At 50.8% G+C, this 12,002-nt stretch carries 8 protein-coding genes and 2 tRNA genes; 3 read left to right on the top strand and 7 right to left on the bottom strand.

Annotation, left to right across the window (positions count from 1 at the left end; genetic code table 11):
• Positions 1–139 precede the first annotated feature (139 nt).
• Positions 140–331 carry a hypothetical protein gene (locus QZT94_RS01375; protein WP_072510189.1) on the bottom strand — a complete coding sequence of 64 codons (192 nt, stop codon included), beginning with the start codon at positions 329–331 and terminating at the stop codon, positions 140–142.
• Positions 332–333: 2 nt separating this feature from the next.
• On the bottom strand, positions 334–4,509 hold the full coding sequence (locus tag QZT94_RS01370) for a DNA helicase (RefSeq protein ID WP_296760514.1): 4,176 nt from the start codon (positions 4,507–4,509) through the stop codon (positions 334–336).
• A 191-nt stretch (positions 4,510–4,700) separates the two neighbouring features.
• Between QZT94_RS01370 and QZT94_RS01365 the strand changes: the two genes are divergently transcribed.
• A tRNA-Arg gene (locus QZT94_RS01365) sits at positions 4,701–4,776 on the top strand.
• 77 nt (positions 4,777–4,853) lie between these two features.
• On the opposite strand, the gene QZT94_RS01360 is transcribed toward QZT94_RS01365, so the two are convergent.
• Positions 4,854–6,188 carry an MFS transporter gene (locus QZT94_RS01360; protein WP_296760513.1) on the bottom strand — a complete coding sequence of 445 codons (1,335 nt, stop codon included), beginning with the start codon at positions 6,186–6,188 and terminating at the stop codon, positions 4,854–4,856.
• Positions 6,189–6,402: 214 nt separating this feature from the next.
• On the opposite strand from QZT94_RS01360, the gene QZT94_RS01355 reads away from it, so the two are divergent.
• Positions 6,403–6,490: transfer RNA gene (locus tag QZT94_RS01355), tRNA-Ser, on the top strand.
• A gap of 171 nt (positions 6,491–6,661) precedes the next feature.
• On the opposite strand, the gene QZT94_RS01350 is transcribed toward QZT94_RS01355, so the two are convergent.
• Together QZT94_RS01350 and QZT94_RS01345 are read right to left on the bottom strand one after the other, a co-directional pair.
• Positions 6,662–8,365 (bottom strand): hypothetical protein, encoded by a 1,704-nt coding sequence (locus tag QZT94_RS01350; protein ID WP_296760511.1) that lies wholly within the window; start codon positions 8,363–8,365, stop codon positions 6,662–6,664.
• Complete coding sequence (locus tag QZT94_RS01345; protein WP_296760510.1) at positions 8,350–9,204, bottom strand: ABC transporter ATP-binding protein; 855 nt, start codon at positions 9,202–9,204, stop codon at positions 8,350–8,352. Before QZT94_RS01345 ends, QZT94_RS01350 begins: the two co-directional genes overlap by 16 nt.
• Positions 9,205–9,689: 485 nt before the next feature.
• Here QZT94_RS01345 and QZT94_RS01340 point away from each other — a divergent pair, with 485 nt between their 5' ends.
• A complete protein-coding gene (locus tag QZT94_RS01340) occupies positions 9,690–10,496 on the top strand; it encodes a DUF4352 domain-containing protein (RefSeq protein ID WP_296760508.1) in 807 nt (268 codons plus the stop codon).
• A gap of 310 nt (positions 10,497–10,806) precedes the next feature.
• Here the strand turns inward: QZT94_RS01340 and QZT94_RS01335 are convergent, their stop codons facing one another.
• Positions 10,807–11,031, bottom strand: coding sequence for a transcriptional regulator (locus QZT94_RS01335; RefSeq protein WP_270627158.1), 225 nt, complete (start codon positions 11,029–11,031; stop codon positions 10,807–10,809).
• Between the two features lie 498 nt (positions 11,032–11,529).
• Positions 11,530–11,688 carry a hypothetical protein gene (locus QZT94_RS01330; protein WP_270627159.1) on the bottom strand — a complete coding sequence of 53 codons (159 nt, stop codon included), beginning with the start codon at positions 11,686–11,688 and terminating at the stop codon, positions 11,530–11,532.
• Positions 11,689–12,002: the final 314 nt, after the last annotated feature.

Below are 12,002 nucleotides of genomic sequence, written 5' to 3'. Positions count from 1 at the left end.
TAAGTCGAGGGGAATGCTTCGGGCGTTAAATCAGTGAAAATCCCATTTCATTGGCCGGATTTCGGGTCGCGAGGCAAAATCCGCCCCTGTGCGCAAACGAGAGCAGCAGGAAAACCTCCCAGCCAGACCCGATTTGGGACTATTGGTTACGTTCGCGCCAATGCGGCGGCATTTCGGATAGATAATCCACCTCGCGATGCCTCTCCGCTCCATCGCAAGCCTCGTCCTCGTCAAAGACTGAATCAACATTTTCCTGCCAGGAGGTAGGTTTCCCCTCTCGCATACGGATAGAATCAACCTCACTGTAGGTACGTACTGCCGCATGTTTCATAGCTAGCTGTTTCGCTTTACCACGTTTGACAATATCGCGTCTACCTGGCTGTCACGCCGTTGCAAACCTAATTCAGCAAAAAGTAAATCGACTTCCTCATCCAGGCTGCGTCCTTTGCTATCGGAACGAATCCAGGCAAGCAAATCGTCAAGCTGGTCATCTCCATAAGCAGTTAGCGGTAATCCCCTAGAAAGCGGAGGTCGCTTGATGGGGCGATTCGGAGCATCGTCTTCTTCGGGCATCGGCGCAAGCGCCGGTGAAAGCTCGACGGAAGGAGGCTGCACAGCCGGTTCACCAGCGGGAACAGGAGAAGCTGCAACCTGGCGTTGGGCTTGTGCTTTCTTGCGTTCTTCAACTACATCTACCACTAGGTCAAGTAGGCGTTGGGCTTGAGCCGCCGGATCCATAAATACGGCGGTAGAGTAAACCATGCTGACTACCCAACCATATTCTTTAAGCCGGTCAAGCCAATGCCGTTCGCGACGTCGTAATGATTTTTCTGCCACATAGTCGGGATTATCGGTGAGCACTGCGACCAACAATTCATCTGGATAATCGGGATGCCCGATTGCTAAAGGAATCCGCATACCGTTCTTTGGTCCCAGATTCGGGATTACGGTTAATCCCACCGAATATAGTCTTTCTGCAAGATCTAATAGGAGACGATCAGGTTGCGATTCTTCCTCGCCCATTGCCTGAGCTGCCTGGACTGGGCCTACAGTTTGCGACTGTGAGCGGGCAGCTTGCAGCAGGTCATACAGCATTTTCGAGCCGGCACTATGAAGCCGCTGGGAATCGATTGCTTGCGGGGAAATTGAAGAAATGAGTGACAGCTCTTTACGTACCATAGATAGCGCATCTACCAGTAGCGCAGTGCCATCAGCTGCTGATATTACCCCGAAATTATGTAGCACCTGTCCGTGGGGAGTTTTCGCGAAACCAATCGATAAAATAACGTGATCTCGGCGCAAACCGGCTGCTCCGGCGGCATCTACTATCACGAATGGTTCTTCTGGGTTATTTGCTAAGAACTTATCTAGTTCGGGGTTACGGGCAACTTCACTCATGATAGCAGCGCTAATTCGTTGCGCATGTTTGACCGTTAAGGCTACTACCCCTAGAGATTCTTTCGGTTGGTTCGCGGCGTGCTGGCACACCTGGCGCACAACCTCTTCAACCTCTTGCGAAGAGGTTTCTACACATTGCGCCCCTATCGCGGGCATTCCTCTGCCATCAACTACGGTTAAAGTGACCGGACGAGAAGGACGAGGTACCGTTACTGGCATCACGTCTCGTCCGTAGTTGTGTTCTGCCAGGAATGAGGTTACCCATTCGTTTACCCGACTGCGGGTAGGAGGTGCAGTTAGTTGCGGGAATATACCGGCGAAATCTGAAACGGTTCCCTGTTCACTGCGGCGTACATCTCCCACAACTACCACTTGTTTAGCGCGAGCAACTGCCGGTACAACTTCCGCTAGATTGGCGTTTTCTATCCCGTCTAAGACCAGCAAATCTACTGGATGATCATTGCCAAGAATCTGCGGTATCATCACTGGCGGGATAGCGCGGATAGGACGCAGACGTTCCACAATCGGGAATTGTCCGATTATTTCTGGTAAATCGGTGCGTGCATCTTTGAGAACCTGTTCCAAGTCGGCAATGTTTTCAGTTTGCGATTCCACCAGTTTTGCCACCTGGCGCTGAATATGTTCTAGAACTTGAGTAGAGAGCGAATTAACTTGGGCAAGATCTAGTTCTCGTAGGCTGGCAGCTAGTTCTTCTAAATGTTCACCGTCAAAGTGGGCGAGCCTATCATCAAGTCGCAGCATTTCCGCCAAAGCCGATGCCCACCAGGCTAAATCTAGCTCCATGCGCACCAAATCGGCAGGGACTCTTCTGGCGCGTAAATCTTCTACCAGTTCGTCTACCCCGAAATCGTGTAGCTCTTTCAAAATCGCTACCCGTTGCGGCAGTCTTTGAGCACCTTTTTCATCTGCTGAAAGGCTATCCATCAAACTGGCTAGTTTATCTAGCGGCATTTCTGATAAATCACCAAAACCAGTTGAAAAGAAGGGCTGCAGTTGGGAAAGATGACTACGCAGTGCTTCCTCAGCTTTTTGCATCTGGTCGAGGCGACCAGGAAGCACCGGCCAGCCCCCGCCCGGAGAATACTCACGCCAAATCCGTCTTTGCTGTTGTACCCGGATTAGCTCCCGATGTAAATCTTCGACTTTACGTCCCGGACGCACCATGTCTTTAGCCTGTTTTACCAGGTGACGACGCTGGGATTCTTTCATGTTCAGGGCGCGTTCTTTACGCCATTTCTTGGTCGCGGTCGCAATCACCATATCGGCTGCTGAACGTTCAAAAACCTGGGGTTTGAAAACATCCATTGCTTCGCGCAAACCATCAAGCATTTTCAATTGATCATGCCACTGGTTGAGGGTGGTGGCTCGGCGTAAACCGGTTTCTTTTTGTGTTCGGTCAATATCCGCGCGTACTTGCGGCAAGGTTCTACCTGCCAATTGATTAACGCCATCAACTGCGGTATCAACCATTTCTGGCGAAGACACCACCACCGAATACCAAGGGTTACTGGCTCGGGTTTGCGAGAATATTCCTTCTCGCTGGGCTTGTGCCAGTAGCTCTTGAACTCGTTTTGCCCCATCTGAGGCAATGTGATGCAAAGTTTCTAAATCGAAACGCACTTTGGTTCTAGGTCCAGGTTTCATAGCAGTTAAATCTGCTAACACCTGGAGCGCATCATAGGCGGAGACTTGCCAGGGGTCACGTTTACAATGCAATTGTTCCATATATCCGCCCAGTTGGGAACGGATTTGGGAAAGCTCATTACGCATCTGAGTGGTGGCAGCGCCCGCTTCGGAATCTATTGCGGGTACCGCAGTGCCAAGAGTTTCTAGCAGCTTTGCGGGTACAATATCGCGCCACCGGCTGCGATTAGATAAATCTAAGGTGAGGCTGTCTAAACCTAAACGCCCGAGAACTGCAAATACCTGTTGTAGGCGACGGCGCGCTCCCGGAACGTAGGCTATGGTTCTTCCTGCGCTGGCTCCGTCAGCAAGTATCGCTGCCACTGTGGAGGTTATTTCTGATTCTGGGGGCGCATCTAAGAGCAAGTTTGCACCGGAAGCGACCGCATCTAGCACATTGTGTTGAGCGGGATCCAGGTCGCCAACTCCGTGTTCTGCCAAGGGGTCACGGTCGGTTACTACCGGATCGGGCAGTGGGGACAGAACCGCTCCCGCAGCCTGGACATCTCCGCACAGCGCTGCGACTACCGGTGAGTGTTGCAATAAATCTTTATTAAGCGAAAAGTCTTTTACCAGGTTAGATAAGGGGTGTAGATACTGTCCGACAGTCAAAGAATCATACAGGTCAAACCCCAACAGGTGTCGCAATCCCAAACGGCGCAGCTCATGTAATGCATTCGTAGGGCTAAATGCTACTTCTGTCTGCAATCCCTGCAATATGGAAACGATCTCACCCTGTTCACCTTTTTCGCGCAGCGCAGCTTCTAGCGGAGGCCATACTTCTACCGCAGTATCTAAAGTGAGCAGCACATCCTCGTCTGCGGTTAAGGAAATTTCTACCGGACATAGCAGAGCCGGCCCGGTGATGGTGCGCGGTTCGCTGGCGCGAACTTTTTCAATATCGTAAACTGCGCTCTCGGTGTCATCTGGTTGCGGAGTATCCTCATTGGAAACCCCAGTTGAGCTTAGGGTAGAGGCAGCGGCCGCCGAGGTTTTCGTAGCTGAGGACGCGCCGTTCACGCTGGCGCGATCCCAGGCTGCCCCCAGACTCCCGCCCTGCCGCCAGGAAGCAGTACCGATAGCCAGATAAACCGGACCGGAACCATAACGAGATTCACGATCACGCGCAGCGGAGAGCACTTCCCGTGCTCGAATCCGACAATGTGAAAGGGCACGCGGTTCTCGTACCAGGTTTGATAGGCGTGTCGGCCGCCCTCCGTAAAGTTGCGCCAAGCCCCCGGGGTGCGCGGCAGATAGTTCCAAATATCCAGAGGCAGTTTCCTCTGCAATAATCTGCTCTAGATTGGCGATCCAGCGCGTTAAGGCCTCATCAATTAGTTGTTCCCGGCTAGTGACAGCCGATTTTACCGGCTGTGCTTCACTGTCTGCCGTTTCTGTTGAGTTCATGTTCGTTTCCGGGTTATAGCTCACCATGCCAGCATACGAGAAGTAAAAGGTTTTCCCTGGTTGCCATGCCCTAAGAACTCGAAAACGACATTTATCACTTCCCCAAGACACCTAGCGATTTTCGCGCTCAGTTTCTAGGCGGGTTTCCGAGTGTTATCCTAGACAGGTTGAGGCGCTATCTCTCGCCTTGCGCCCTCGTAGCTCAGGGGATAGAGCACCGCTCTCCTAAAGCGGGTGTCGGACGTTCGAATCGTCTCGGGGGCACCATAAACGCGCTGCTTTTCGCGCCCTCAAAAGTCACTCTCGCCAGGGATAACGGCGAGGACGAACCGGGGATTACTAACCTAGGTTCCGGTATCGCGCGACTGGTTATCCATAATCCGTTGCCGCTCTGCTCGTTCTTTCCGCCGTCGCATCGCCCGCTCACGTGGTCCCTCAATCGAAATAAAAGGACGGGAAACCCGAAGGGTAACATCGACTCTCCAATGTCGCCATAGCCAAAGCCCCACAGTCACTGCCACCAGTAAAGAAGCTATCGCCCCCACCCCGAGTGACCAACGCGGCCCCCAATGTTCGGCCACCCAGCCAATTATTGGGGCTCCAATCGGAGTGGTTCCCAGGAAGAAGAGGAAATAGATAGAGAGCACTCGTCCTCTAATTTCTTCGTCAGTAGAAACTTGGATAGCAGCATTTGCACAGGTAAGCAGGTTTAGCATCACGAATCCGGTAGGTATCAGCAGCAGCGCAAACACCTCATAGGTGGGGCAAAGCGCCAATGCGCCCTCTAAAATCCCGAAAATTACCGCTGAAACCACCACGGTAAAAACCCTCGGTTGGGTACGGCGCGCCGCCTGGAAAGCTCCCCCAAGAGCCCCGATAGCCATCACCGACCCCAACAAACCGTATTCTCCCGCTCCTTTGCCGAACACTTTAGTTGCCATCACCGCTTGCGTAAGCTGGAAGTTTAGCCCCAAGGCTCCCACAACCGTCAAAATCACGATAATAGCTTTAATATCGGTACGGTTTTGCACGTATCGCAATCCCTCACGCATCATTCCCTTGGTGCGAGGAGCCTTTTCGGGGGTGTAAAGCCGGGCGGTATCCATGAAACATAGCCCCACCACCGGCACTATAAACAGGGCAAAATTGGCGATAAACACCCAGCCTGGACCGATTCCGGCAATCACAAACCCCGCCAGTCCCGGACCGATTAAACGGGCAGAATTAAAAGCCATAGAGTTTAACCCCACCGCATTAGGTAAATCCTGCTCGGTGACCAGTTCCGAAATAAAGGCTTGGCGCGCAGGGGAGGTTAAACAATCGGCTACCCCACTCACCAGGGCGATTATATAGATATGCCAGAGGGCGGCTACCCCGGTAAGTAACAACACTCCGGTTAAAAGTCCGCTAAGGGCGACTACGCATTGACAGATTTGGATGATGTGACGCCGATCGAAGCGGTCGGCAACTATTCCGGCAGGTATAGATAGCAACAATTGTGGCAGGAACTGCAAGGCGGTGACCAGCCCTACCGCGAAACCAGAGTGAGCGGTAAGCACGGTTAATACCACCCAGTCTTGAGCGACTCTTTGCATCCAGGTGGCGGTGGAAGCGAAGATATTGGATAGCCACCACAGCCGGTAGTTGCGGTATTTGAAGGAAGTGAATGTGCGCGACAAAACTACCTCCCCCATTTTTGGAATCACCAATCCGCTATAGTTTCAGCCTACTCGGGTTATTTCGTTGTGCCATCTATCCTCGCTAAAAGCGTAGCTGACTGGTCGAGGGACGAGGGTGAAAGATTAGCTGCTATCGCCTAAGTGACCCGATACACGGAGCTAGTTTTTGGACACTCTCACCCCGTCCGTTAAACTGTGGGAGTGCTTTGACATTGGAGATGTCGCATAGTGGCCTAGTGCGCTCCCCTGCTAAGGGAGTTGGGGTGGATAGCCCCTCGAGGGTTCGAATCCCTCCATCTCCGCCGACAGACCAGGTTTTACCCCCTATTTATCTCAGTTTTTAGGGTGGTTGTTAGCGCTTCTCACCAGTTTTAACGCCAAAGTGACAGAAAACTACGCGAAGCTTTTTAGGCACTAACCCCAATTTCGCTACCCCATACGCGGCAAAGCACGCCTATCTGCGGCTTATTAGTTTATTCCCCGCTATAAATATGTTTTGGCCACGCCATCACTCGGCGTAGATTACGCACCTGGAAGCGTTCTAACAGTTTTCCGCCGCCGTAGATTCCCCCCACCAGCACCGCAGCGGTAATGAGGGCAGCTATCAAGAGCGAGACCCAAGAGGCATTAAGGAGGACGCAGACCAGCATAATTAATCCCGAAGGGAGAGCGCACAGCAACAACGCCGCCATTGAGGATGCCATGGCAGCCAGCATAGATTTTCCACTTCCTCCCGAATTATTACGCAGAGCCGACTGCCCCGGTGCCGGGCTGGGGATAGTAACCACCGCAGAAATCAAAGAATTTGCACCCAAAGCCACTAACAGGTAGCAGCAGGCTAAAATGGCAGATTTCAAAACTGCGGAGATGTCCATTTTCAGCGCGAAACCAAAAATCAAAGTAATCGCCACCATCACCGGAAGTTGAAAGCTAGCAAGAACCCCAACACGCACGGTTCTGTCAGTTTTACCGGCAACCCCGGCAATAATCTGATACCAGTAGGCGGAAGAATCATTGGACCACATATTCAACAGCGCAGTTGCGGCCGTTACCGCTACCAGCAAGATAGTGCCGTTTAACGCCCAAAAAACCATTTCTCCCGAGGGATGGTTTGCCCACAACATAATCCCAAAAATAACTGCCACATACAGTATCGAAGATAGAGAAATAATTTGGCGCGGGTCTTTTCGCTGGTAATAACTTATTCTTGCCCAATGAATTTGTCCTACCGGCGACAGAGGTAACGCTCGCGCTAACAGAGGAATCCTCCAGACGTCCTCACTATTTTCATTAAAGGAGGCATCTAAGTTCTTTGCAGCGGATACTTCCGCTAAAACCTGCCCCCGCCCCATTAGAGCATTCGCAAAAACCTTCGGCCACACCCTCAAGATTAGAACCCCATAAAAGCAGGTAGAGACGAGGGAGAGCGCCAGCCCCCAATAAAAGTGAGCCATCACGAAAGGAGCCAGCAGGAAAGGAGCAAGCGGAGTAAGAGCCAAGAAACACCAAAAAATCTGCGCCGTGCTTCCGGTCAGTTTTTGCACCAACAGCGGGAAAAACGCGGTTGCGCCACCGCTATCAGCAAACCAATGCGGGATCATAGTCACCAGGAAGTATCCCAAAGCGATTACCACCAGCATACCGATACCGGTAAAAAGCTGGCGAGAACTAGCGCGCTTGGCAGTTAATCGCGACACCATCCGAGTTTGCAATATCTGAGTGAACGCTGCAATCAAAAATACCCCTAGCAGCCCACTTAGAACGGTGAGCACACTCGCACCAAGGCTACCGGCAGCTAGCCACCCCGCCAGCGACACCTCGTAGATAACGAAAACTACACAAGAGGAAACACTGACGATATTAGCCGCGAGCAACCCGTAAGCTGCGCGCCGAGTAGGGGCGATATAAGGGCCTAACGCCTGGGGGGTCAGGCTTTGTTCGCCAGCTACCGATGCCGATACCATCATCATCCACACCAGGACGATAAGCAGCGCGTAATAGATTTGAATCGGAGCGGTAAGCCCCGCGTGACCTGCTTGCCAAAAGCCGGTTGCCACCCCAAGTAATATAAGTGCCACGTAGATGATAGCTAGGACACCGAGGACTATTCGCCACCACTGTTTAGTGAACTGTTTGGTTTGCAACCGCAGGTTTAACCGGATTAGCGTCCCAACCATGACAGGTCTCCTTCACGTTGCTGATGTCCCCCTACCAACTGCAGGAAGCGCGAGTTGAGGTCTTGCCCTGCCGCGACTTCTTCGGTGGTTCCGGATACCAGAATACGACCCTGATTAATCACTGCCACATGGGTACATAATGATTCCACGGTCGCCATCACATGGGAAGATAACACTACTGTTCCCCCTAGCTTCACATATTCTTTTAACACCTGTTGCAGGGTGTTTGCCGAAACCGGATCGACCGCTTCAAAAGGTTCATCCAAAACCACTAGGCGCGGGGAGGTGACTAGCGCTAAAGCTAAACCGATTTTCTTGCGCATACCGGTCGAGTATTCGCTTATCGTTTTCTTTTTATCTAGCGGCAGTTCAAATGCTTGCAAAAGTGAACGGGAGCGCTGAATTGCAGTCTGTTTATCAAGACCGCGCAGCTGAGCGACAAATGTTAAGTGTTCAATCCCGCTGAGACGGTCAAACATATGCATCCCGTCGGGTAATACCCCCAACGCTGCCTTTGCCGCTACGGGTTCGTCCCACATACTGATGCCATTAATGAAAACTGTGCCTCTATCAGGTTCTAAAAGACCGGTAGCGATAGACAGAAACGTGGATTTTCCAGCCCCATTAGGACCTACCAGCCCGAAAAATGAGCCGGCCGGTATTTGCAGATAAAGATGGTCTAAGGCAAGGTTATTGCCGTAGAGTTTCACCACGTCCTGAGCATCTATCGCATTAACTATCCCTGCGGGTTCTGGTACGAGTCTCTCCGGTTTTTCTGGTGAATCCAACTTAGGTTTGGGGTTAGGTTTGAGGTTAGGTTTCGGGAGTTCATGTTCCATGGGTAAAGACTAGCAGCCCCCCCCATTCACCAACTGTGCGACACTCATTTCTAGGAGGCAGGGCAGGTTCCCAAATCGCCCCGTTTACCTTTTCGCGGCCGTCCCCCATTTCCTAGGGGGTAGGGCGACCCTCCCTTACGTCCTATTCCGTTTTGTGACCACCTCGCCTTCCCGAAACCACCCGGTCATACGGCAAGCACCCGGTCATCCCGCAACCACCTACTTTTCTTAAGGGGGTGGTTGTCGCAATCCTTTAAGGTCACCAAAAATCTTTTAGAATCCATCCGGCTATTAACTTGACATAGTACCCCCCCCGCGAGAATCAAATGTAATGAACAGTGAAAATAATGCGGGGAATTATTGACCGGATTTTGGCAATATAACCGCTTTATTCTCGTGTTTCAGATATTGATTTGTAGGGTTCGGATTAACCAGAGAATCCTGCAGATTCATTTAGTATCCGCATCTATGGAAAGTAAGTAATCATGTCTGAAAATCAGCCTTTTGAAGCGCAAAATCCTCAGGGACAGTTTATGCAGCCAGCGCCAACTCCGCAGAAAAAATCGGGACTAGGAATTGCGGCTTTGGTTCTTGGAATTATTGCAATAGTCGGTTCTTGGATTCCAATTCTTAATAACATTTCTTTCTTGATAGCCATTATCGGTCTAATCCTGGGAATCGTAGGGATTTTCTCTATCCGTAAAGGAAAAGTGGGAGGGAAAGGTCTTACGATTGCTGCCGTTGTCATTAACGTTATTGCCATCGTAATCGTCATTTGTACTCAATGGGTGTTTGGAAAAGCTCTTGATGAAGCCACAAAAGAGCTAAATGCTGGCTCTACCGTAGTATCCACCAGCGAAAAAGCTGATTCTGGTGACGCTAAGAAGGATGAGAAAAAGGATTCTGGCGACAGCAAAAAGAACGAAGACACTAGCAAACTGGCTGTTGGGAAAGCAGTGACTTTGGATAATGGTTTACAAGTATCGGTAGATTCCAAAACCGAAAAAACTGATCAGGCAGGTAAAAAATACCTGCTGGTGACGGTAAGTTACAAAAACACCGGTTCTGAACCGGTAGATTACGCCAGTTACGATTGGAAACAAACCTCTTCGTCAGGGAACACGGAAGATCCGGAAATCGCTTTTCTTGACAAAGAGCCGTTGAGCAATGGAACTCTAAAAGCCGGTGGCACTGTTAGCGGGATTGTTCCAATTAAAACTGATGCAGCCAGCATTTCCTATTTCGGGAATCTTTTGGATAAAGAAGCGGCCGCTACCTGGGTACTCAAGTAGGTTCCACTGAGAGAACTTTCGGGCATTAGCCCGAACTATCCCCTAGTATTAAGATTTTGGCGTGCTACCCATTCGCGTGGGTAGCACGCCAAAAATATAGATAGGGGTTAATAACCAAACCCGGGATAATGCCCGAATGGGCATTATCCCCCCCCAAAAAAACACCCTCCCGGTGCATTACCACCCTCCAGATACGGGTAATAGGCGCGATTACTTGCTGATTCTGCGAAAGCGGGAGGGTAAAACGGTTTGAAGGATACACCCCCACACGACAGAGGAAAGGCTACTAAAGAAACTTTGAGCGCAGCGGTTAGGACTGCTGCTTGATGCTGCCTTTTGGTCTGCCAGGTTTGCCCGGGCGGCTGGCTTGCCAGTTGTCTACTGTTTGGGGTAGCCAGCCGTATTTGATGGCTTTTCCTGCTCCAATCGCGGCATCGGGGGCGGGGAATCTGCCTAGCTCTATATAGCTTTTTACAGTGTGAGGGGATAGCCCGAAACGCCGGGCTATCCCGTTCACCGTTAAATAGTTAATCATCTGCTAGTCGTTTCGCTTGTTTTGGCGGTAGACGGCGATAACGCCGGCGAGAGCTACTAGCGATATTACTAGCTGTAGTATCTGGATAAACACTGTATTCCTCCTGCTTTTAGAAAAAGTTCCCCCTCCTTTCGGAGGGGGCTAACCTTTCATTTACTTATTGTGCATTAACCCCCCGGTCTACCCGGGGGGTTAATCTTTCGGTTTCCCTCAAGACCAGAGTCAGAACAAAAAGGCGGATCTAAACCCAATTTTCGTCATTGAAGACGCTATTTACGAGCATTAGGCTCTATTCACGACCCTTTCGGTCTACCAGGTTTTCCCGGGCGGTTGGCTTGCCAGATGTCTAACGTTTCTTTAGACCACCCGAAAACTTGGGCTTTCCCCTCTCCGATTATCACGCTAGGTAATGGGAAGATTCCTCTAGCGCGGTAGGTTGCGACCGTGCTAGGGGATAATCCTAGGTGTCTAGCAGCGCCAGCGCTTGAGAAGTATTTTTTAGCCATGCTGGCGAATCGCTAAGACTAGGGCAGACACTCCGCCTATCCCTATAGCTAGAGACAAAATTGCATTTGCCACTGATGGAAAGCTAACTATTTCGGTCAGCATAAAAAGACCGAAAGTAGTAAAAGCTAGGGGCATTGCTTTTATTTTCATCCTTATTTCCTCCTTTGTTTATTAGGATACCAGGTAAGGGACGTGCCCGTGCCTTACCCGGTAGCTTTAGCTACCTACCCTTGAGGAAGTTCCACATAGGGTGGGATTCAGTTCTTATTTACCCCTGATATACTTGTCTCTTGCCGTCAATCATAATAAAACCCTCTGGGATTCAGTTCTTATTCACCCCTGATATACTTGTATTTCTACTTATGGGATTCTCTCTTTAGCTGGGATTCAGTTCTTATTTACCCCTGATATACTTGAAGCGGGGATACCATCTTCCGGGGCAATGCTGGGATTCAGTTCTTATT

The organism is Varibaculum sp., from assembly GCF_008661855.1.
Lineage (GTDB): Bacteria > Actinomycetota > Actinomycetes > Actinomycetales > Actinomycetaceae > Varibaculum > Varibaculum timonense_A.
Note: the sequence above shows the minus strand (reverse complement) of the source record. Positions and strands in the feature narration are given on the sequence as shown.